Here is a 21,890-nt window from a genome sequence, read left to right on the forward strand (position 1 = left end):
TCTGGAGCGGCATGATCCAGTTCGTGAAGCCGGCGAACAGCGGCGTCGCGAACATCAGCAGCATGATCGTGCCGTGCATCGTGAACGCCTGGTTGTACTGCTCGTTCGAGACGATCTGGATGCCCGGACGGGCGAGCTCGGCGCGCATGAGCAACGCCATCACGCCACCGATCAGGAAGAACGCGAACGATGTGGTCAGGTACAGGGTGCCGATGGTCTTGTGGTCGGTGGTCGTCAGCCACTTCACCACCACATTGCCGGGCTGCCTACCCCTGACGGGCAGTTCATTCTGGTACGCGTCCTCGGCTGCCTTGGCACCGTGGGGTTGGGGTCCGTCGAGGATGCTCACAGATCGTCCGTCTCTCGATGTTCGCGGTCCGCTGACGCCATGACGTCAGCTACCGTCATCCTTGCTGCGCAAGGGCAGCACTCGCGCACAGAGCGGCCGACGAGCGGCCGATCGCGTGACTGATGCACCCGGACGGAGCAACCGGCGTCCCAATACCGGCGCTGCCCACCTCGAACCGGGTTCCGGTAGGCCTGTGCAGCACACAAGGGGCTCGTCGTCCAGAACCGCCAGCGCGTGCCAGGCATCTGAGATCGTGCTGCCCCAGGGCCGCCAGATCACGGCAGGCGGGGAGGATCGCGGATGCGTGCCATCAATCACAGCAGCCGCTACCAGCACTTTCGCAACAGGCCCTAGCCGGTCCGCTTGGTACGCTGCGCGCGGACCTCAGCCCACGGCCGACCCCGCCTTTCACCGCCCGACCCCCGCCCCCACAGCACGGCGGGCGGGGCGGCACTCACTGTGGCGGATGGCCGTCTGCGAAACGGTCATGCCCTTGGACCGGAGGGTCCAGCGTCACCGCGCCCGTCAGCAGGCCGGAGGCCTGCTGCTCCATGTAGGCCGCGGCGAGCGGGGCAAGCTCCGGCGCGGCGGGCACGGCATCGGTGAGGTAAGCGATGGCCAGGTCGACGGCTGCGGCCTCCCGTGACCTGGTCCGGGTCGGCCCAGGGGGGCGTGCAATGGGGCGTGCGTCGTCATGCCCGCCCAACGACCAGAGGCCGCCCCGGGTTCGCGCTGTGGCTGGCTCTGCTCGCCGGCGATGCGTTTGGCCAGGCGTTCGACGGAGCCGTCCAGTTCGTCCGAATGTCCACCTGCATTGGTCCAGCGTGCGTGATGGGCTCAGAGCTGGTCTGCTGGACGTAGGGGTGCCCATACACGCCTACCACGGAGAGATCCAGATGAGTGCCCATCGAGTGGCGCAGGCCGCAGCGGCCGGCGGCCCCTTGGAGATCGTCGAGCGTGAGGTACCGCAGCCCGGTCCCGGACACGTCAGGATCGCTGTGGAGGCGTGCGGTATCTGCCACAGCGACGCCGCATTCGTGAATGCCCTCCTGCCTGGCGTCCGGTTCCCCCTGGTCCCCGGGCACGAGATCGCCGGGCGTATCGAAGAGGTCGGCGAGGGAACATACGGCGGCTGGCGGGTGGGCGACCGTGTGGCCGTGGGCTGGTTCGGCGGCAGTTGCTGGCACTGCACACCGTGCAGACAAGGCGACTTCATCGTGTGTGAGAACCTGAAGGTACCCGGGTGGGCATACGACGGGGGGTTCGCCGACACGGTGATCGCACCGGCCGACGCCCTGGCCCGGATCCCCGACGCCCTGGCGGCGACCGATGCGGCGCCCCTGGCCTGTGCTGGGGTGACTGTGTACAACGGACTGCGCCGCAGCTCCGCACGGCCTGGCGATCTGGTCGCCGTACTCGGCATCGGCGGCCTTGGCCACCTGGGAACGAAGTATGCGGCCGCGATGGGGTTCGAGACCGTTGCCATCGCCCGCGGACCGGACAAGGCCGACTTCGCCAAGCAGCTCGGCGCCCACCATTACGTCGACAGCACGGCGGACACCACGGTCGCGGACGCGCTGCGGTCACTCGGTGGCGCCAGAGTAGTTCTGGCCACTGCAGCAAACTCCGCGGCTATCACGGCGACTGTGGAAGGGCTCCGCCCCCGCGGCGAGCTTGTGGTCATCGGCGCCGACGCCGAGCCGCTTGGAATCAGCCCGAACCAGCTCCTCATGAGTGGCAAAGTCATCCGCGGCCACCCGTCCGGCACCGCCCAGGACGTGCAGGACACCATGGCGTTCAGCGCCCTGCACGGGATCCGCCCTATGATCGAGACCGTGCCGCTGGACCAAGCAGATGAGGCGTACAAGAGGATGTTGTCCGGCGCCGCCCGCTTCCGGATGGTGCTCACCACGCGGCCAACAGGCGTCCGGTAACTGGGTTCCAGCTGGACGCTTCGACGAATGGGCGCTCTATACCCGCAGGAACGAAGTTGAGCGGACGATCAACGCGCTCAAGGGCTTCCGGGCCGTGGCGACCCGGTACGCCAAGAGAGCGTTCGTCTTTCACGGGACGGTCGCTGTCGCCGCGATTCCGGCTGTGGATCCGTTAGTGATCCGCCGGACAGTCCTTAGACCGTGTCCTACGTGCTGAGGCGGACGAGTCGTTCGTAGCAGCAGAGGGCGGCGGCCAGGCCGAGAAAGGCCAGGTAGTTGCGGGGATCGCGCTCGTAGCGAGGGCTCAGACGTCGGTAGCCGGACAGCCAGGACATCGTGCGCTCGATGACCCAGCGGCGGCGGCCCAATCGTTCGCTGGATTCGATGCCTTTGCGCGCGATCCGCACTCCGATGGGCTTGCCGCGTAACCATTTCCGCAGATCAGCACGGTCGTAGGCCTTGTCCGCGTGTAGGCGCTGGGGCTTGAAGTACCGGCCTCTGTGGGGGTCGTGTCTCGTTTGGTGGCCCTCGACCATGGGCTTCAGCCCTACGCTGTCGTGGGTGTTGCCGGCAGAGATGCCGACGAGGAGGGGCAGTTCGTTCGCGTCCGACAGGATGTGCATCCTGGAGCCCGGCTTGCCGCGGTCCACGGGGCTCGGACCTGTGTGTTCGCCCCCTTTTTAGCGCGGACGTGGGCGGTGTCGAGGACGACGCGGGTGACATCGATGAGGTCGGCGTCGTCGAGCCGGTGCACCACCGCCTCGTGCAGGCGGCCCCAGACGCCGGCTCTCGACCAGATCAGGAAGCGGCGGTGAGCCGTCGACTTCGATATGCCGAAGCAGGGCGGCAGTTGGCGCCAGGCGCAGCCGCTGACCAGCACGTAGACGATGGCCGCGAACAGCGTCTCATCAGGTGTGTCCTGCGTTCCGCCGCCCTGCGGCCGCACCTTCGACGCTGGGATCAGCGGCTTTGCGATCTCCCACAGTCCGTCCGGAACAATCCAACTCCACGTACCCCGCCCCATGACCGGACCAACGACCGCCTCACCACGTAGGACACGGTCTTACGAGTTGGTGCGTGATAGTGGGTGAGGTGTGTTGGTCTTGCTTACGGCGGCCTTCAGATGTTGGCGGTGCGGTCGGAGACGAGGCCGGCGATGGCGCGGTAGGTGTCGGGCAGGCGGTCGCGGCGATGTGTCCAGCGGGTCAGTTGTTTCCAGCGTTTGTGGTCGGCGAGGGCGTGTTCGACGGTGATGCGGTCCGAGGAGTGTTCGTGGCGGTCGCGTCCCACTGCTCGACTCTGCCGGGCAATGCTCCCGGCCGGGGCTTTCTGGGTGGTGTGATCGCTTGGCCGCGGTGGTCGCGGCTCAGGCCGAGGTAGCCGTCGTCCAGGAGGACCTCGACGTCGGGGAAGTGCCGGAAGCAGACGGCGATGCCTTCGTTGCGGGCCGCCGTGGCGTCGTGCATACGCCCAGGTCGCAGGGCGTCGGTCCATAACGTGCGGCCTTGCCAGTCGGCGATGACGGTCGCCTTCATCGTGTTCTGCTTCTTCTTGCCCGAGACGAACGCGCGTCGGCCGCCGCGACTGGCCGGTGGCCGGCGGACCTGGATCTCGGTGGCGTCCAAACGCAGCTCGACGCCTTCGGCCTGGGCGTAGGCAAATACATCCGTCAGCGTCCGAAGCCGCAGGCCGGGACGGTCGGGAACCGCGCACCCCCGCTCCGCCAAGAGCGTGCGCACCTCTCCGATCGCCCGGGTGACGGTGGAACGGTCGACACCGAACAGCAGCCCCAGCACCGAGTGCGGCAGGTCGTGCCGCAGATGGATCAGCGTGGCCACCAGCCGGTCGACGAACACCAGTTGATGGCTGGCGCCGGCACCCGCGGCCCGCTTCCTGGCCCCGCCCCGCGTCGCATGGCGACGACCCTCGACCCCGGCCTGCCACGGCTCGGCCAACTCCTCGACCAGACGCGCGAGATGACGCCGAGAGATCCCCGTGAACAGCCGATGCGCCAGCACCGCCCGATTGACCATGATCGCCACGGCGGGATCATGCCATCCACCTGGCACGACACCTCACCCACTATCACGCACCAACTCGTTAGGCCGTTCACCGGCGAACGACCGCACCGAGCCCGGGTGCACCGCACGGACCGAGCCCGCCCCGAAGCCGACAAAAGATGCATACACCTCACCCGTTTGCCACACTGAAGAACAGGGACGGCCGACAGAAGGCGGTGCCGCGATGACTGCCGATCCGTTCACCATTCTGCGGGTCGAGGACATGCTCCTGCTGCATGTTTCGGTGATCAACCTTGAGCGCGACGGCTCCCGGCTGGTGCGCGAGAACGCGGACGAACCGGCGGTGCTGCTCTTCGCGCTTCCGCCGCAGCACGTCGGCGAGTCGGACGTGCGCGGTGCCTTCCCGCCGACGGTCCCGGCGGTCTCGGCCGGGACGAGCAGGCTGGCGTTGCTGCTCCCGGACGGCGAGGACGGCATCGACCTCGCCTCGGAGGCGCTGCTGGCCTGGGAACTCCTGCAGAACACCTCCGTACCGGTGTCCATACCTCCCGACGACGGCGAGATCTCCGTCTTCAGCGGACTGCCGCGCACCGCGATCGAGTTCCCCGCCCGCCTCCTGCTGGGGACCGAGGGGGACAGCGGATGGTCCTTCGCGCACGGCCCGGTGTCCGAGGACGGGCACGCACCGCTGTGGCGCGCGGCGTTGACGAGACAGGACGGAGCCGAGGGGCTGCTCAAGGCATTCGCCGCCTTCACGGACACTCCGCAGCGCATCAGCTCCCCCATCAGTGACGACAACCTGCGGGACCTCATCAAGGTCACCAGCGCCGGCGAGCTGATCTTCAACGGCGTGCCGGTCGAGGGATTCCAGCGTGAGCCGCTGCGCGCCGAACGCTTCATCCTCACCCCGCTCGGCGCGTGCGTCCGGATGAGCGGCGACTTCGCGCCGCTGCCGGGGATCTCTCTGCAGGGCTATCACCACGAGGCGGAACTGGGCCGGGACCAGTACGTACGGGTCGTCGAACGCGGCTTCCTGAGTTCGGGCCACGCGGCGGTCCGCACGAAGACCGCCAAGCGCAGGTTCGTGGCCCAAGGGGACGGCACGGTGGTCGCGTACCTGGTGAGGGAGGACCGCATCACCGTCACCCAGCCCGAGCAGACGTACGGGGAGGGAGTCGACTATCACCATGTGGGCCAGAGCATGCCGTTCGCGGCGCTGCGCATCACCGACACCATCACTCCACCGCTCGCCCCCGCCGACAACACCCACCGGGTGAAGCTGGAGGGGTCCGGTGAGCCGTTCCGCTTCACCGTCGTCGGCACCGACAGCGAGCAGCGCCACGTCACGTTCACCATGCCGCTGATGTTCTTCACGCTGAACGAAGTCTCCAGCGTGGACGTGGCCGGGATCTACGGCTCCGCTCCCGAGGACTTTCGCCGGGTCACGCTCCAGGGCCAGACCATGGCCCTGACGCCGCTGCCGGACGGCGTGGAGTCCGGCGCCACGAGCATGCCGGTCGGGTCGCTCACCTTCACGATGGCCCCCGTGTCCGGTCATCCGCTGGGCGCACTGCCGGAGATGCAGCTTGCCACGGCCCGGGTACACGCCGTGGAGCAGCTCACCGGTTCGCCCGCCGAGCGGCAGGTCGCCCTGCGCCGGGATTACGTCGCCAACGGGTTCGCCGCCGCGGGTCCCAGCTCCGCCTTCCTCGACCTGGTCGACCCGCTGGCCGTGAGCTTCGCCGCGGAGAAGGCCGGCGGTCTCGCGCAGCCGTCCTCGGTGGTCCAGGCGATCACGGCGAAGGCGGGGCTGCTGCCACAGGACTTCGCCGGTGCCGCGAACGCTGTCAGTGTGGACCAGCTCCAGCGCATCTTCGGCGACGCCAAACTGCTCGGCTCGGTCGACCTGTTCAAACTGCTCGAGCCAGTCGCTCCCGCCGGAATCAACGGTCTGGCCCAGCTGACCGGCCCGCACGCCGACGAGATCATCGCCGACCGGCTGGCGAGGGGTCTGCTGCCCGTGCCGATCCTGCGGGCCCGCGAACTGGCGAACGGCCGGGAACTGCGCTACTTGTGGACGCCCGCGCTCCATCAGGGCCGGACCCCGTTGGTGCCCGGGGCCGACTTCGCCGCGATCAACCTGAAGAACGCCTCTCTCACGCTGGAGGCCACCACCGTCTGCACGCCGGACGCCGCGCAGAAGTCGACCGTACGCGGCGTACTGACCGGCTTCGGCCTGGACTTCGCCGGCCTCCTGACCGTCGACTTCGGCCGGATCGAGTTCGTCACGAAGCCGGGCAGCCGGCCGGTCCTCAACGCCTCCGGTCTGCAGGTCGGCTTCAAGAGCGCGCTGGAATTCATCAACACGCTCAAGGAACTGCTGCCGAAGGATGGCTTCGGCAAGGGCGCCTACGTGGACGTCGACCAGAGCGGGATCAAGGCGGGATACACCCTCGCCGTTCCCGCCGTGCAGTTCGGCGCCTTCAGCCTGAGCAATGTGACGCTCGGCGCGGAGCTGCGGATCCCGTTAGACGACCGGCAGGTGGTCACCTTCCGCTTCTCGGTCGCCGAGCGGTTCCACCCGTTCAACCTGAGCGTCGGCATCTTCGGCGGCGGCGGGTTCTTCTCGCTGACGGTCAGCCCGGCCGGTATCCAACTCATCGAGGGGTCACTGGAGTTCGGCGGCAACACCTCGCTCGATCTCGGGGTCGCCAGCGGCGGCGTCCATCTGATGGCGGGGATCTACTTCGCGTACAGCGATCAGGCGGTGCAGCTCACCGGGTATCTGCGCTGCGGCGGCTATCTGTCCGTGCTGGGTCTGGTCAGCGTGTCCGTGGAGTTCTATCTGAAGCTCACGTACGTCAAGTCCGGCAACCGTACGGAAGTGTACGGCGAGGGCACCCTCACCGTCAGTGTGAAGGTGGCGTTCTTCAGCAAGTCCGTCTCCCTCGGACTGCAACGCCGCTTCGGCGGCTCGGGCGATCCGAGCTTCGCCGACTGTGTGAAGCCGGGCCACTGGGACACCTACTGCCTGGCCTTCGCCCCCTGAGCCGGGCGCGCCACGGGATCCGCGCGGGACGAACGAGACGAAGGGGAATCCACTCGTGACGATCGAACAGCGCATCCAGTGGGTCGTCCTGCCGGCCGGCCTGTCGCCCGACGGGACCCAGGCCCTGGTCTCGGTGTTCGTGGCGCCCCGGCTGAGCGTCGACGGCGACGGCCAGGGGGCGACCCTCGCCCCGTTCGAGGACTTCCTCGACTGGCCGGCGCTCCTGGCGAACGCCCGGTTCATGCTCGACACCGCGACCGTGGACGAGGGCACCGGGCGCAGCACGGCGGCCGGTGCGCCGTTCGGCCCACTCACCCTCGCCGGGAATCCCGCCGACTCGAACCTCTGGAAGCGGTTCTTCCACCCGGACACCCCGCTGGATTCCTTCGCCTTCGACGACTACGCGCCACGGGCGAAAGTGACCTATGCGGCGGCGGACCTGGCCAGAGCGGGCCGTCGGGCCTACGCCGACATCGCGTCCGCCTCGCCGACCGAGCTGCCGGACCCCGCGGCCATGAGCGGGTTCGCCGGATTCCCCTCGAGCGAGGACATGCCCGACACCCTGCAGAACGTCGCCGGGAAGCTCGACGACGCCGACGCACGAGCCGCCGACGACCCCACCGGCAACGTACAGCCGGATCTCTCCTCGGCCCAGGAGCAGTTCCTCGCTTTCCATCCGCAGATACGGGACGGGTCCACCGGGGCGGGCGAGCTGCCGGAGCCGCCGCCGCGGCCCGATAGGCCCAAGCCTGACTTCCACCAGATGCTCTCCGCCCTCGGCGACCATCCGGCGCTGCTGCGCCGCCTCGGCCTGGTCATCGACCTGGCCCTGCCGGTCGACCAACTGCCGCGCACCCATGGGGGGCTGGGCCTGGTGCTCGTCCCCACCGTCCCGTCGGCGCTCCCGGACTCCGCCAATGTCCCGGACACGCCGACCACGTTGTACGTCCTGGACCAGGACGGAAACTTCTGCGCCGCCGCCTCCGGATCCGATCCGCTGGGTCCGCCCGCCCGCGGGCTGCTCGCGCTGCCCGTCAGCGAGAGTGACGACGGCGTCGAACGGCCCGACACGTACCGCATCGAGCAGACCGACACGGACGGTACGAACCTGAAGCTGCTCGCCGCATCCGCCGCCGCCGATGCGCCGCCCGAGGGCTCACCCGCCCCCGCCGCGCCGCCGACCGTACGGACCACCGGCCTCGCCCTCGTCCACACCGGCCACGCACAGGCCCTCCAGTCCGATCTCCTGCACGCCGCCGACCAGCACCGGCAGCGGGACGATGACGGCCTGACCACGTTCACCTCGGAGGACCTGGTGCGGGGCTACCGGGTCGACGTCAACGACCGGGGGAAGTGGCGGTCCTTGAACGAACGCATCGTGAGCTACAACTCGCCCGGCGCGCAGGCGGGCACTCCGCCCATCGTTCCCCCCGTCACGGACGAGGGTTTCGTGCAGACCGGCCTGATGCAGCCGGACGGGCCCGACGGCCGCGTCCATGTGCACGAGCACATGGTCACCTGGAACGGCTGGGCCCTGTCGGCTCCCCTGCCGGGCAATGTGATGGTCGACGGTTACGACCCGAACGGCGGCCCCGGTACACCGGACCCGACAACGGGACCGCAGCCCGTTCGCAATGAGGCATTCACGAAGCTGCCACTGGAGATCGAGACCGCTCCGAAGCCGGGCAGCCTGCCCCGGCTGCGCTTCGGTGCTCAGTACAAACTCCGTGTCCGCACCGTCGACCTGGCGGGCAACGGCCCCACCGTGGACCAGGCGACGGACCGGATGGACCAGGACGATCTGGCGCTGCCCGTCGGCGGGACGACCTTCCGGCGGCACGAACCGGTCCCGGCCCCCCTGCTGCTGCCGCGCTCCCCCTTCCTGGAGGGAACCGGCGCGCACCGGATGGTGATCCGCAGCGACGACGGGCAGTCCACCGCCGCGTACGCCGCCGCCTTCAACGCATCCCCGCTGGTCGCCGACGGGACGCATCCGCCGTACCTGCCCGTCGACGAACGGCATCTGGTGGCTCCGAAGGCGTCGCTGGAGTGCGTCGAACGCCACGGCAAGCTCGACGACGCGATCGCCTCCGGCAACTCGACGACCCGGCAGGCGGTGTACCAGCTCGCCGTACGGGAGTCGGGCAGTCTCGACGATCCCGGGCTGCCCGGCTTCCGGGCGGCGCCCGATACCCCGGGGCACCCCGGCGGCTACACGCTGCACACCGGGGAGTCGATCCAGGTGCCGTACCTGCCCGATCCACTGTCGCTGGGCGTGGTCTTCCACGGGCTGCCGGGCCTGCCCGAGAACCAGCGGGACGAGCCCTTCGAGGTGCCGTGGGCCGGTGCGCAGTGGCACACGCCCCGGTCGTTGCGGCTGCGGGTCGTCGAGGGGTCCGGGCCGCCGGTTCTCGCCGCAGCCGCCCGCGTGCTGACGGTCTCGCTGCCCAAGGCGGCGGTGGCCCTCGTACGGGTCAGCTCCAAGGTCCGCGTCGACGAAGGGATCATGGGCATGCTGCGCTGGTGCCACGACGAGCTGGGCGACAGCAGCGACGGCTTCGCCGCCATCATGAACGCGGCCCGGAGCGGCCGTCACTGGATGCTCACGCCCTGGTACGAGCTCACTCTGGTCCATGCCGTGCAGCACCCCCTGATGGCGCCCGTCCTGGAGATCCCGGACCTCGCGGGGCGTGATCACGGCGAGACCGCCGAGCACCTGTCGGGAACGGTCGGCGTGGACCCCGCGAGCACCGACCGGATCGATCTGTTCGCGGAGTGGACCGAGGTGACCGACGACCCGGCGCAGGAGGAGCCCGGTACGCCGCAGGACCGTGCGGCGCCGGTCTTCGGGCTGACGCTGCCGAAGCCGCCGCTCGAGGGGAGCGACGTCCCCGACGACCCTGCCTCCCTCCCCTTCGTCCTGGCCGGCGGCACGCTGTTCTTCAACACCCGGGCGGCAGAGCAGGCGCGCGCCGACGGCGACAGCAGCATTCCGCCGACCTTGCAGAAGCAGGAGTTCGGCGATACGAAGCACCGGACGGTGCGGTACCACGTGGTGGCGACCACGCCGTTCGCCGACAGCTTCCCGGCCGATTTCGGGGACCATCCCGAGCAGCAGTTGCTGTCCCGGCCGGGTGAGCAGCCGGTCGACGTCACGCACACGGTGTTCAGCAGCGCCAAGCCGGCGGCGCCCAAGGTGATCGACGTCGTGCCGACCCAGTCCTTCGACGCGTCCGGTTCCCTGCCCGGCACGCTCACCCGCCGTCGGCTCGGCGGCCTGCGGGTCTATCTGGAGCGGCCGTGGTTCTCCTCCGGCGAGGGCGAGTTGCTCGGGGTGCTGGTCCGCGACGAGGGGAGCGACGCGCCAGAGTCCTCGTACCCCTTCATCAGCGTGATGGGCCGCGACCCCATCCACGTCTCGGCGCCAGTCAGCGCGCCGACGGCGTCCGCCTTCCCCGGCGCCGCGACGGTCGCGGCGGGCCTCCCCTTGCCGGAGCCCTCGGACTTCACCGCCGGCTTCACGGTCACGGCCGTCGGCTACGAGCCTCGGTTCGACCGGGATGCCGGCCGCTGGTTCTGCGACATCGATCTCGACACCGGGGGCGCCTACTTCCCGTTCGTCCGGCTGGCGTTGACGCGCTTCCAGCCCGACTCCCTGCCTGGTGACCATCTGTCGCAGGTCGTGCTCACGGACAACCTGAGGGTCCTCCCCGAGCGCGTCCTCACCGTGGCCGGCACGGATCCCCTGCTCGTCCAGCTGTCCGGTCCCAACTACACCGTGCCCGGCGGGGCCGACACGGGCGTGCGTCCCGCCAGGGCGACGGCGTTCCTCCAAGAGCGCGATCCGGAACTCGACGACGACGCCGTCGCCTGGTTCACCCTGGAGGACAGCGCGTCCCCACTCGACCGCGTCGACGACGTCTCCCTCTCCGCCTCCGACTACACGGGGCAGCTGCCCCTTCCGGGCGGTGGGCCGGACAGCGGGGCGGCCCGGAGGCTCCTGGTCGTCGAGGAGGCGGTCACGGTCGCCTACCATCCCGAGGATCCGGAGTCGGGGACGCAGGGCAGCGTCGTGTACATGGACACGGTGGATGTGGAATCACCGCACCACGACGGCCCGCACCCTGGCCCGCACGGGCCTCATCATGGGCCACATGACGGGCCGCACGGCCCGCACGGCCCGCACGGTCCACATGACGGCCCGCACGGTCCACATGACGGTCCCCACGGCGGGCCCCACGACGGACCGCACGGAGGGCCTCACGGCGGGCCGCACGGTCCCCACCACTGAGGAGGCGGCCATGGGGCTGTTCCCGGATCTCAAGGACGACCTGCTGGAGCGGGACGCCGGTCTGGACAAGGCGTTCCACGACGCGAAGCAGACCCCGTCCGGGCAGGCGCTCGGCAGCGAGCCGGTCGTCGTCGTGGCCCTCAACCAGCAGGAGCCGCACTTCTTCACCGGACAGCTCGAACTCGAGGTCCACTACTCGGCGAGCCTGCTGAAGGCCACCGCCATGTGGGCGGCACACGAACTGCTGCGCGCCGCGAACGAACTGGTGGATTCCTTCGACGCACGACCGCCTCCGGCCGACGTCATCACCATGCTGCGCGACACGTTCAATCCGCTCATCGACGCGCAGCGGGTGGCCCAGCTCCGAGGGGTGGACATGGGAAACACCCTGCTTCCGCGCTGGGACGACGTTTTCGACGTGCGAGCAGATTCCTTCGTGGAATTCACTCCCGCGTTCTCCGACAAGCTGTCGGACGCGATCGCCAACGGCAGCAACACTTCCGCCGGCACGGTGATCCACGGGCTGGGCTTCGGCTATCTCACCAAGGCCGCGGCCTCGGCGGGGTTCTTCGATGACAGCGCCACCGGCAGCCCGGAGACGGCCGACGGCATGTGGCTGTGCGGCGACTTCGCCAACGGATTCACGCCCCGGCGCATTCCGTGCGTCAACGACACCGGGCCCGTGGCGCAGGCGACGTCCGCCCGGCAGATGGCGCGTCTGTTCACCTTTCTGGGCGGCCGGAGTCTGACTGGTGCGCAGAACACCCCGCTTGTCGACGGGGACAGCGACGAAGCCATGCTGGCCCTGCTGCGACAGGCGGTGCTGAATCGTCATTCCATGCTCGACCAGGACACCACGGTGAACTTCGACATGGTGTTCTCGAAGGTCGGGCAGGGGCCGCTGAACACGGGAGCGGTCGTGTGCTCGGAAGCGGCGATCATCGACGAAAGGTCCACCGGCAGACGCTTCGTCGCGGTCTTCCAGAACCGCATGGGCACCACGTCCGCTCAGCTCAAGCCGGTGTCCCAGCTCGTCGACACCACTCTCGTCAACTTCCTCTTCCCGTAGGGGCCATACGCACAACCTCATCGCCCTATCGCCCCCCTCTGCGTCGCCTGCGACGCGGGCGGCGTCACGGCCCCGCCGACGCCCCACCAGGCGTACGCACCGCCGCAGGCGTCCGCACCGGCCGCGCGGCCGGCCTCCCCCACCGGGTCCGTCTCATAGAACTTGTCGTTATCTGTCGAACCGGACGAAGTCACGTTCGCGGCCCCTCAGTCGAGGTCGAGACAGAACTCGTTACCCCCGGCGAATGTTCATTCCCTCGGCGTGCCGATCCGAATCCGGTTGCCGTCAGGGTCGCAGAGCTCGGTCTCACGCGCCCATGGAGCGTCCTTCGCCTGCACACCGAACTTCGGAAGCGATGGCATCGACATCACGAACGCGGAGGTAGACCAACGTGTCCGGATGGGCGTCGCCCTCATGCTCCGACAGGAACAACCGCACTCCGCCCCGGGCGACCTCGACGAACGCGGGAAGTCCCGTTTCGAAGCGGTGCTCCCACTACTTGGCGAAACCCAGCCGCTCGTACCACTCGACCGCCGCCGCAGCGTCCTCGACGCGACGAGTGGGAATGATTTCCTCGTCCATGGAGCCCATCATCGCAGACCACCCGGCACGGCGAACGCTGCCTGATGCGGCACTGGGCGTGACCTAAGGCCACACCGTCGAGAACCCCAACTGTGCCTGGACGGTGCGGATTTCGGTGAAGTAGCCCGTCTTTCCGGCCGGCGCGAATGCACTCTGTTTGTTGCGGCCCCAGAGCAGGCCCACCGCTGTCGGCCCCGTCTCCTCCAGGACCAGGGATCCGGAGTCGCCCTGATCGCAGAAGACGCCGTCACCCAGTACCGCGACCTGGTCGATCAGAAAGGCGTTGGGGCCGCCCGGCTCCCAGTTGACGGTCAGGAAGCGGTGGTAGGCCAGTCCGTTGGTAGGGCCCGTGGCGAATCCGCGTTTCCGTATGCGGTGCGGCAGCCAGCCGGGCGCGTTCAGGTCCGCCGTCGCGGTGACCGCCCCGACCAGGTTGGGCTGTCCCGGGCCCTGGTCGGCGATCGCCGGGGACGGGAGTCGTCCGGCCGCGGCGGCCACGTCGAGGTGGATCAGGGCCGCGTCGGACATCCCGGCCAGTATCGGGGAGAACGGCAAGGGGGCGGTCTGCGGGAAGTCGACCCGCTCCACCCCACCGAGATTGTCGTCCTTGTCAATGCTGACTCCTACGGCGATCGGCGGGTTGTCGGGCTGCCAGATCGAGTGCGGGAACGCCTCGTGGGCGTCCCCGGTGACGTGGAAGCAGCTCAAGCCGAGCCGCTCCAGGCTCTGCGCGTCCACCACCACCGCACCGAGCGTCCCCGTCCCCACGTGCGGTTTCCTGATCGCGATGCCGCCCCGCACGTCGGGATAGCGGGCGACGTCGGGGAAGCCGCAGGGCTCGACCGACCTCTCGACGATGCACACGCCCACATCGCCGATCCGTTCCGGAAGGCCGTCCGGCACCTGCGCCATGTCCTCGACGTAGATGACGACGGAAAGCTCGTCGAACAGCTCGCCGTTCTCCTCGCGCATGCCGAGCCCCACCGCGTTCACCCCGGGCAGGGCGAGCAGGCCGAATTCCACGGCTCTCTTCGCCTCGATGAGTTCTGGAGGGATGTCCATGACGCCTCCTCTTGCCGAAGTGCCGGGTCTGACACTTCCAGGGAAACGCGCCGGTCCCCCTGCCGCGAATCGGGGCGGGCGGCCCTCAGCGGTCCCCGGGGCCGAAGCGGCGTACGTACCGCTTCTGCCAGGGCGTCTCGACGGCGCGGCTGTCGTAGTGCCGGCGCGCGTACGCCACCGCGTCCTCCGTGGGGACGCCGTCTAGGACCGCCAGGCAGGTCTTGTGCCCGGCCTTCCACGTAAGCGGCGCAGTGATCGTGGGATGTCGCCAGGAGAACGTCCCTGAGTCACGGCCGGAGCCTCATGTCATGGAGTGCGGCAAGGGTTCTTCCGCGTCGGGCCCCTCCCAGAATCCGGGGCCGAGAGCGTCTTTCAGCAGGGCGTACATACTCTTACGGAACTGGGCGGTCACAAGCCACGGCCGGGTGAAGATTCGGATCCCTCCGACCTCGCCCGCCTCGTTGAGCGTAAAGATGTCGACCAGTTGCTGAACGTGACCGCCGACCACGTATTCGTCGATCACCACCGCGAATCCCGACTGGCCCTCAATGCCGAGAACGGTACGTACCTTGAGGTCGCTGAAACTTTGCGCCGCCGCTTTGAGGACGGGCCCGACGACAGCTTTCCCTGTCGGCTCTTCGCGCAGGATCGGGGAGTACAGAGTGACGTCCCGCGCCAGCGGCGGGACGGCTGGATGGTCTACCCAAACTGGTGTCGGCCCTTCCGGAACATACGGTCCGGACCTAGGCTCGGGTCTGCGAGAGCGGGGTCTGTCTTCGCGATCACTTCAAGCAGAACGGCCATGAACGGCCACGGCCGACCGTAGACGTCGATCGTGTCGACCAGGCCCGTAGCGTCGCGCCGGGCCAGCGCGACGATCTCTGTCTCTCGTCCGCCTGGGCTCGCGCTGTAGACGACCCCCTCCACCGCATCTCCCTTGAGCCGGACAGTAGCTTCAGGCGCGGCGAGCGCCTGCTGGTACGTACCGAGAGCTGCCGAAGCAGCGTCACGACCGGCGATACGGGGCGCAGCCAGTGGAGTCGCGAGAGAGACGTCTTCGGTAAGCGCTGTGGTGGCCTGTCCCGAAAGTGCGGCGTTCAACTGATCCGACATCACACGCCCTCCTCGTAGTCACGATCAAGGCGAGCCTGGGCTTCGGGGAATACTCGGGCGCGAGGTCGTGCGGGCGCGCTCGGCGCCAGCGCCCTTAAGGCCACCAAGAACCTTCTGACGTGCCGCGGCTGTACCAAGGCGGTGTCAACGGATGTGTGCGCCGCAGCTAGGTTCGTCGCTGCCTCTCCAGCATGCGCCTGGAGCATGGCGCGGCGCATGCTGAAGGTCATGGCCACTCCTTCGCCTGGAATCCAGTGGCTGTGCAGGTTCTACGGATGCCGTTTCCGCGATGGAAGTGGGAGTCGGCTGCGCGCCCGTCGAAGGCCTTGGCGTCGTAGCGCTCACACAGCGGCGAGTGCCCAGCTAGGGCGTGTGAGCGGCAACGCTCTACACGTGCTGCCACCTCACGCCGACTTTCTCGGCTCGCGGGCCGTCTTCTTCGCCGCAGCCTTCCTGGGCGGCGCCTTCTTCGCGGCCCGAGGAGTCCGCGATCGAGGTCCAGCCCAAGCGGTGGGCGGTGGAGCGAACCTTTTCGTGGCTCACCGCCCACCGGCGCCTGGCCAGGGACTACGAGACCAGCCCCACCCATTCGGAGACGATGATCCGCTGGGCGATGATCGGCGTCATGGTCCGCCGCCTCACCCGAGGCCGACCGGCAACCCGACCAGGCCCACGGTCGCTCTCTCGCGCCGAGGCCTGCGGGCTCTCAACCGCCGTGTGGCCGAAGGCTCTCCGCTCACCTCATGAACGCGATCACCAGTGGGTCCGATTCCGGCGCGATGTAGTCGCATGCCGGGGGGTCGACGTGGCAGTGATCGCTTGCATCTGCTTCGGAGGCGAAGTCTTCGATGTTGTCGGCGAGGAGGTCGAGGGCTTTCCGCCCTCCTTGGATCCGCAGGACCTGGTCCTCCATGACGATCGAAGCGGTGTCGCGCTCCGGATCCTCCCGGAACGCGATCTTGGACAGCGACCTCTCGTAGGGGAAGGGGTGCGGGCTCTCCGAGAGATCACAGCTTCCGGCCTTCCCCCGCAGCAGCTGCCCGAGCGTCAAGAGCCCTTGCCGCGTCCCAGAGAGCTCGAGCTCTCTGGTTGCCCCGCTGTACAGAACCTGCAACATCACATCCCCTCCAGCCTGGCGATCCTACCGATCACCAAGGCGGGATCGTCCTTCCGGTCCTTCGACCTGAGCTCGGTCCTACGGCTCCACGGCAGATCTCAAGCGCGGTCTCAGGCCGGGCCGGTCGAGCCCGGGCTCGCTTCGGCGGCCCCGCCCACGACCGAAAGCAGGTCCACGACGAAGATCAGCGTCGAGCCCGCCGGGATCAAGGGAGCCGGCGACTGCCCGCCGTAGCCGAGACGCGGGGGAACGATGATCTCGCGTCGGCCGCCGACCTTCATTCCCCTCACACCCCGGTCCCAGCCTTTGATGGCCCTGCCACCGCCCACGGCGAACTTGAACGGCCGGTCCTCCTCCCAGGAAGAGTCGAACTCTCTACCGGACGCGAACGTGACACCCACATAGTGAACCCGGACGACCCGGCCCGGTTGTGCCTTGGCTCCATCCCCGACCACGAGGTCCCGGATCGTCAGCTCGGTGGGCGCACCACCCTCCGGAACCTCGATTCTGGGCTTCGTCAGTTCGCTCATCACGGTCCCATCGCTCGCCACCGGAATCCCTCGCACGGACCGGCCGCACACATGGACCCTCCATGCGGCAGACGATCACGCTACCGGCAATGCCCACACGCCACCCCCGAGTGAAGCTGACCAAGTCCTACCAGGAGCTGTCCGGCCGATCATGTGACTGTCGCCTGGTCTGCTCGTTATTCAGGTATGGGGCAGGGAGAGCGCGGTGATCTGTCAGACGCGGAGTGGGAGCGGTTAGAGCCGTTCCTGCCGGTGGGCAACGGTCGGTGGGGACGATGGCGCGATCACCGGCAGGTGATCGATGGGATTCTGCATCGGGTACGGACCGGGGTGCACTGGCGCGATCTGCCAGAGCGGTTCGGACCGTGGAAGACGGTCTATGAACGCCATCGATTGTGGTCGGCGGATGGCACCTGGGAGACGCTGCTACAGCAGGAACAGGCCGCAGCCGACGCTGTCGGCGAGATCGACCGGGACGTCTCGGTGGGCTCCACCATCGTGCGCGCGCACCAGCACGCCGCGGGCGCCAGAAACGACCCGCCGCCAGCACCTGCCGCTCAAAAGGGGAGGAGGGGCCAGAACATCAGGACGAGCCGCCGTGGCAGAGCCTCCTCGGCCGGCTGGTGGAGGTGGTGAGCGAGGCGAGGGCCTGGGCCGCTCGCGGGGCGGTTTCACCAGCAAGATTCATCTGAGTGCCGACGGCCGCTGCCGCCCGCTGTCCCTGATCATCACCGCAGGACAACGAGCGGACTGCACGCAGTTCGTGCCGGTACTGGAGAAGATCCGCGTTCTCCGCCTGGGTCCGGGCAAGCCCCGCAAGAAACCCAACAGCATCGCGGCAGCAAGGGATACTGCAACGGCCCCTGCCGCGAGTACGTGCAGCGACGAGGTATCCGGCACACTTCCGGAGAAGATCGATAGCCAGGCCGCCCGCCTCCGCAAAGGTTCACGAGGCGGTCGACCGCCGGGCTTCGACGAGGAGCGGTACAAGAAGCGCAACACCGTCGAAGGGACCATCAATCGACTGAAGAACTCCCGGGCCGTGGCAACGCGGTACGACAAGCGCGGCTACGTCTTCCTTGGAACGGTCACCGCTGCGGCCCTGGTCATCTGGCTGCGGTCATGAATCGCCGTGCTGGTCATCCGTCCCGGACGCAACCGGCTCGGCGCCGAGCGGCCAGCGATAGCCGGCGTCATGCAGCTTGCTCAACGCCGAGTGATCATTGGAAACCATCACCTGGGCCAACCGGGCTGCCGCGGCGACTACGGCAGACCAGCCTGGTGAGTTCAGATAGACCTCGTCGCGGGCAGCGGAGCCGATCGAGTCCTGCACCGCGTTGTAGGCGGTACCAAGACCTGCCATCAGTTCAACCTCCTCCTCGCTGCGAAGACACTGCCCCAGCCAGGGCGACGGATTGTCCGCATCGCAGAAGTCGTCGAAAAGCACATGCACCGTGTAGTTGAGGTCCTCGAACTGACCCGGATCGAGCCACACCTCTCGCTGCCATGTCGGGCTCGCCAGCGCCACGACGGCAGGCACCACATGGAGGCGGTAGTACGGCAGAGCAATACCGTGATCAATCACGAGCCAAGAATCGCATGATCGGCCGGACAGCTCCTAGTAGTACTCCGTTACCTTGAGAGATCACGCCTGATCGTGGGCAGCTTCCCGGGGTGAGGTTGGGGGAAGTGGAGCGGCTCCGGGGCGAGTTGGCGGAGTTCGTTGCCGATGTGTTCGGGTCGTTGCCGCGGCGGGACCAGCGCCGGTGGGGCGAGTGCCATCTGCGGGGCCTGATGCTCGACGGGCGGCGCAAGTCGGTTCAGCCGATGGCCGAGCGTCTGCCGGAAGTGAACATGCAGGCTCTGCAGCAGTTCGTGAGCCAGTTGCCGCGGGATCCGCTGCCCGTGCGGCGGCGGATCGCCGAGAGGCTGTCCGCAGTTGTCATGCCCGAGGTGTGGGTGATCGACGATGTGTGGTTCCCCAAGTGCGGCAAGGCGTCGGCCGGGGTGGCCCGCCAGTACTGCGGAGCGGTCGGCAAACGAGCGAACTGCCAGGTCGCGGTCAGTGTCCATGCCGCCACCGACGCCGCCTCGTACCCGTTGGAATGGCAGTTGTATCTGCCGCGTGAGTGGACGGACGAGCCGGACCGATGCCGCAGAGAGCAGGAGTCCCCGACGACGTGGTGCACCGGGAGAAGTGGCGTCTCGCGCTCGGCCTCCTGGACACACTCGCCGAGTGGCAGTTGAAGGCGCCGGTCGTGGTCGCCGACGCCGGCTACGGCGTCAGCACCCCGTTCCGGCTCGGTCTTCAGGAGCGGGGGCTGTCCTATGTCCTGGCCCTGAACGGGAAGGAAGTCGCGCATCCGGAGGATGTCGAGCCGCACCAGCCCGCTTATGGCGGGCTCGGGCCGCCGACCCTTCCCCGCTACCGCCCTCCACCTCGAGCCGTGTCCGTCTTCGCGGCGCAGACGGGTGCGGAGCGGTTCACCGAGGTGACCTGGAGGCAGGGCAGCAAAGGCGCGCTGACCTCACGGTTCGCGGTGCTGACAGTGCGACCCGCGGGCAAGCAGTCCCTGGCCGCAGCGCAGGAGGCGGGCTGGTCACGACGTGACGGAAAGGACGATCTTTCCGGTGGTGCGACCGGTCTCGCCCAGCGTGTGGGCGGCGGCGACGTCCTCCAGCGGGAAGACCGCGTCGGCGATCACCCGCAAGCGTCCGCCCTCGATCAGCTTGGTGATCTCGCGCAGGCCCTGCTGGTCGGGCTCGACGAGCATGAACCCTGCCCGCACCCCGGCTGCCTCGGCTTCCTTGTGGGGGAAGGTGTCGTCCAGCGGCAGTATCGAGACCAGCCTTCCGCCCCGGCGCAGGGAGCGGATGGAATGGGCCCAGTTGGCGCCGCCAAGGGTGTCCAGGACGATGTCGACGTCGCGGATGGTCTCGGCGAAGTTCTGGGTGCGGTAGTCGACGAGTTCGTCCGCACCCAGGGAGCGCAGCAGGTCGTGCTTGGCGGCGCTGGCGGTGCCGATCACATGGGCGCCGTGGGCCTTGGCGATCTGGACGGCCAGATGGCCGACGCCGCCCGCGGCGGCGTGAATGAGGACGCGCTGGCCGGGCCGGACGTCGGCGGTGTCGACGAGGGCCTGCCAGGCGGTGAGCGAGGCCAGCGGCAGCGCGCCCGACTCGATGTGGGTCAGGTCCTGGGGGCGGGGAGCGAAGTGGCGTGCTGGGGCGGTGACGTACTCGGCGTAGGCGCCGGCCGGGTGCGGGAAGCGCGGCATCCCGAAGACCTCGTCGCCCGACTGGAACAGGGTCACGCCGTCGCCGGTCTCCTCGACCACCCCGGAGACGTCGAACCCCAGCGTGAAGGGGAGCGGCGATCCGTCGGCGAATACCCCCCGCTGCCGGGTTTTCCAGTCGGCCGGGTTCACACCCGCCGCGTGCACCCGGACCAGGATCTCGCCCCGGCCCGGCAACGGGCGCAGGGTCTCGACGACCTTGAGGACGACTGGGTCTCCGGCGGTGTCCTGGAAGACAGCGCGCATGGTGGGGGCAGTGGTGGTTCGGGACATGGAGGCGTTCTCTTTCCGGGATGCGCTTGTTGCGGTTCGCGCCGGCTCTCTCCGGCGCGTCCTCAGACTGCCGGGCTCCGAGGGCCCCCAGTAGTGGCGTGCTGGTCATCGCCTGAAAACATCTGGCCATGCACCACGTTGGCGTTCTGGCACTGGACGGCGTCGTCCCCTTCGAGCTCGGCATCCCCGCCCGCATCTTCGGCGCCGCCCGCGACACGGCGGGCAACCGGCTCTACACCGTGACCACGTGCAGCCTCGACGGCGGCCCGGTACGGGCCGAAGCCGACTACGGCCTCACCGTCACCCATGACGCCTCCCTACTGGCAGACGTCGACACCGTCGTCATCCCGCCCTCCCACACCCTCGGCCCCATCCGCGAGGAGGGCCGCCTGCCCGCCGCACTGCGCGACGCCCTGGCCACCATCCGCCCCGGCACCCGGATCGTGGGCATCTGCACCGCTACGTACGTCCTGGCCGCCGCTGGACTCCTCGACCACCGTCCCGCCACCACGCACTGGCGCGAAGCAGATCGCCTGCAGCGGATGTTCACCACCACTCGCATCGACCCCGACGTGCTGTTCGTCGACGACGGCGACATCCTCACCTCCGCCGGCGTCGCCGCCGGGATCGACCTGTGCCTGCACCTCGTCCGCCGCGACCACGGCAGCCAGATCGCCAACGACGTTGCCCGTTCCTGCGTGGTGCCGCCGTGGAGAGACGGCGGGCAGGCCCAGTACATCCAGCGCCCCGTCCCCGACCGGACAACCCTTGGAACCGCCCCGACCCAGGCATGGGCCATGGAGCGCCTCACCGAATCCCTCACCCTGGCTGACCTGGCCGCTCACGCGAACATGAGCGTGCGCACCTTCACCCGCCGCTTCCGCGACGAGACCGGCACCACCCCCGGACAGTGGCTGATCCACCAGCGCGTCGACCTGGCACGCCACTACCTGGAGACCACCGACTGGCCCGTCGACCTCGTCGCCCACCGCGCCGGGTTCGGCACCGGCGTCTCCCTGCGCCAGCACCTCCACGCCGCTATCGGCGTCACCCCTCAGGCATACCGCCGCACCTTCTGCCCAGCGACCACGACCGCCCCAGCCTGAACGACGGGTGGTGGGTCAGGTGGACGGATCCTGGAGTACCACCGATCAATTCAGTCACAACGGGCCGGGTGGTCCGTACGTACACCGGCGGCGAGGTG

General features: G+C 68.7%; 13 protein-coding genes and 7 pseudogenes. 8 read left to right on the plus strand and 12 right to left on the minus strand.

From position 1 onward, the window contains the following. Window positions 1-349: cbb3-type cytochrome c oxidase subunit I (locus ACIRPU_RS42780; RefSeq protein ID WP_403878201.1), on the minus strand; the 349-nt coding region annotated here is incomplete at its 3' end. 896 nt (window positions 350-1,245) lie between these two features. Here ACIRPU_RS42780 and ACIRPU_RS42785 point away from each other — a divergent pair. Next, window positions 1,246-2,283: an alcohol dehydrogenase gene (locus ACIRPU_RS42785; RefSeq protein WP_403878255.1), complete on the plus strand. Its 1,038-nt coding sequence runs from the start codon at window positions 1,246-1,248 to the stop codon at window positions 2,281-2,283. 7 nt (window positions 2,284-2,290) lie between these two features. Next, window positions 2,291-2,459: pseudogene (locus ACIRPU_RS42790) on the plus strand (IS5/IS1182 family transposase); the annotation flags it as partial. 30 nt (window positions 2,460-2,489) lie between these two features. Here ACIRPU_RS42790 and ACIRPU_RS42795 read toward each other — a convergent pair. After that, window positions 2,490-3,307 (minus strand): IS5 family transposase gene (locus tag ACIRPU_RS42795; protein WP_403878204.1). Its coding sequence is split into 2 segments (ribosomal slippage): window positions 2,490-2,965 and window positions 2,965-3,307, totalling 819 coding nucleotides; the frame shifts between segments, so codons are not numbered across the junction. 95 nt (window positions 3,308-3,402) lie between these two features. Then, window positions 3,403-4,316, minus strand: a pseudogene (locus ACIRPU_RS42800) (transposase family protein). 211 nt (window positions 4,317-4,527) lie between these two features. Here ACIRPU_RS42800 and ACIRPU_RS42805 point away from each other — a divergent pair. Further along, window positions 4,528-7,353, plus strand: a complete 2,826-nt coding sequence (locus ACIRPU_RS42805) for a hypothetical protein (RefSeq protein WP_403878207.1) — start codon at window positions 4,528-4,530, stop codon at window positions 7,351-7,353. Window positions 7,354-7,408: 55 nt separating this feature from the next. Continuing rightward, window positions 7,409-11,644: a hypothetical protein gene (locus ACIRPU_RS42810; RefSeq protein ID WP_403878210.1), complete on the plus strand. Its 4,236-nt coding sequence runs from the start codon at window positions 7,409-7,411 to the stop codon at window positions 11,642-11,644. 1,317 nt (window positions 11,645-12,961) lie between these two features. On the opposite strand, the pseudogene ACIRPU_RS42815 reads toward ACIRPU_RS42810, so the two are convergent. The 5 genes and pseudogenes from ACIRPU_RS42815 to ACIRPU_RS42835 all read right to left on the minus strand — a co-directional run bounded on the left by ACIRPU_RS42815 (window position 12,962) and on the right by ACIRPU_RS42835 (window position 15,470). Further along, window positions 12,962-13,295, minus strand: a pseudogene (locus ACIRPU_RS42815) (glyoxalase superfamily protein). 63 nt (window positions 13,296-13,358) lie between these two features. Then, on the minus strand, window positions 13,359-14,357 hold the full coding sequence (locus tag ACIRPU_RS42820) for a hypothetical protein (RefSeq protein WP_403878212.1): 999 nt from the start codon (window positions 14,355-14,357) through the stop codon (window positions 13,359-13,361). Window positions 14,358-14,442: 85 nt separating this feature from the next. Further along, window positions 14,443-14,574, minus strand: a pseudogene (locus tag ACIRPU_RS42825) (protein phosphatase); the annotation flags it as partial. 84 nt (window positions 14,575-14,658) lie between these two features. Then, window positions 14,659-14,883, minus strand: coding sequence for a hypothetical protein (locus ACIRPU_RS42830; protein WP_403878215.1), 225 nt, complete (start codon window positions 14,881-14,883; stop codon window positions 14,659-14,661). Window positions 14,884-15,056: 173 nt separating this feature from the next. Next, complete coding sequence (locus ACIRPU_RS42835; protein ID WP_403878217.1) at window positions 15,057-15,470, minus strand: hypothetical protein; 414 nt, start codon at window positions 15,468-15,470, stop codon at window positions 15,057-15,059. Window positions 15,471-15,966: 496 nt separating this feature from the next. On the opposite strand from ACIRPU_RS42835, the pseudogene ACIRPU_RS42840 reads away from it, so the two are divergent. Further along, window positions 15,967-16,116, plus strand: a pseudogene (locus ACIRPU_RS42840) (IS5/IS1182 family transposase); the annotation flags it as partial. Between the two features lie 90 nt (window positions 16,117-16,206). Here ACIRPU_RS42840 and ACIRPU_RS42845 read toward each other — a convergent pair. Both ACIRPU_RS42845 and ACIRPU_RS42850 read right to left on the minus strand, forming a co-directional pair. Further along, window positions 16,207-16,587, minus strand: coding sequence for a hypothetical protein (locus tag ACIRPU_RS42845; RefSeq protein WP_403878220.1), 381 nt, complete (start codon window positions 16,585-16,587; stop codon window positions 16,207-16,209). Between the two features lie 110 nt (window positions 16,588-16,697). Then, window positions 16,698-17,117, minus strand: coding sequence for an FKBP-type peptidyl-prolyl cis-trans isomerase (locus ACIRPU_RS42850; RefSeq protein WP_403878223.1), 420 nt, complete (start codon window positions 17,115-17,117; stop codon window positions 16,698-16,700). Window positions 17,118-17,303: 186 nt separating this feature from the next. Between ACIRPU_RS42850 and ACIRPU_RS42855 the strand changes: the two are divergent. After that, a pseudogene (locus ACIRPU_RS42855) lies at window positions 17,304-18,243 on the plus strand (IS5 family transposase). Here ACIRPU_RS42855 and ACIRPU_RS42860 read toward each other — a convergent pair. Next, a complete protein-coding gene (locus ACIRPU_RS42860; protein ID WP_403878226.1) occupies window positions 18,238-18,702 on the minus strand; it encodes a hypothetical protein in 465 nt (154 codons plus the stop codon). The pseudogene ACIRPU_RS42855 and the gene ACIRPU_RS42860 sit on opposite strands and share 6 nt — an antisense overlap. A gap of 89 nt (window positions 18,703-18,791) precedes the next feature. Here ACIRPU_RS42860 and ACIRPU_RS42865 point away from each other — a divergent pair. Continuing rightward, window positions 18,792-19,723: pseudogene (locus ACIRPU_RS42865) on the plus strand (IS701 family transposase); the annotation flags it as partial. Here the strand turns inward: ACIRPU_RS42865 and ACIRPU_RS42870 are convergent. Beyond that, window positions 19,718-20,686: an NADP-dependent oxidoreductase gene (locus ACIRPU_RS42870; protein ID WP_403878229.1), complete on the minus strand. Its 969-nt coding sequence runs from the start codon at window positions 20,684-20,686 to the stop codon at window positions 19,718-19,720. The pseudogene ACIRPU_RS42865 and the gene ACIRPU_RS42870 sit on opposite strands and share 6 nt — an antisense overlap. Before the next feature lie 128 nt (window positions 20,687-20,814). On the opposite strand from ACIRPU_RS42870, the gene ACIRPU_RS42875 reads away from it, so the two are divergent. After that, entirely contained in the window at window positions 20,815-21,792 is a 978-nt protein-coding gene (locus ACIRPU_RS42875; protein ID WP_403878232.1) for a GlxA family transcriptional regulator, read from the plus strand. The last annotated feature ends 98 nt before the right edge of the window (window positions 21,793-21,890 follow it).

Origin of the sequence: Streptomyces sp. NPDC102259 (genome assembly GCF_044766465.1) — a bacterium.
Taxonomy (GTDB): domain Bacteria; phylum Actinomycetota; class Actinomycetes; order Streptomycetales; family Streptomycetaceae; genus Streptomyces.

Bases quoted from the DNA above. Each gene is read 5' to 3' on its own strand.
- ACIRPU_RS42805 (WP_403878207.1), top strand. From the start codon at position 4,528: ATGACTGCCGATCCGTTCACCATTCTGCGGGTCGAGGACATGCTCCTG.
- ACIRPU_RS42835 (WP_403878217.1), bottom strand. From the start codon at position 15,470: ATGTCGGATCAGTTGAACGCCGCACTTTCGGGACAGGCCACCACAGCG.
- ACIRPU_RS42870 (WP_403878229.1), bottom strand. From the start codon at position 20,686: ATGTCCCGAACCACCACTGCCCCCACCATGCGCGCTGTCTTCCAGGAC.
- ACIRPU_RS42850 (WP_403878223.1), bottom strand. From the start codon at position 17,117: ATGAGCGAACTGACGAAGCCCAGAATCGAGGTTCCGGAGGGTGGTGCG.
- ACIRPU_RS42875 (WP_403878232.1), top strand. From the start codon at position 20,815: ATGCACCACGTTGGCGTTCTGGCACTGGACGGCGTCGTCCCCTTCGAG.
- ACIRPU_RS42785 (WP_403878255.1), top strand. From the start codon at position 1,246: ATGAGTGCCCATCGAGTGGCGCAGGCCGCAGCGGCCGGCGGCCCCTTG.
- ACIRPU_RS42820 (WP_403878212.1), bottom strand. From the start codon at position 14,357: ATGGACATCCCTCCAGAACTCATCGAGGCGAAGAGAGCCGTGGAATTC.
- ACIRPU_RS42845 (WP_403878220.1), bottom strand. From the start codon at position 16,587: ATGTTGCAGGTTCTGTACAGCGGGGCAACCAGAGAGCTCGAGCTCTCT.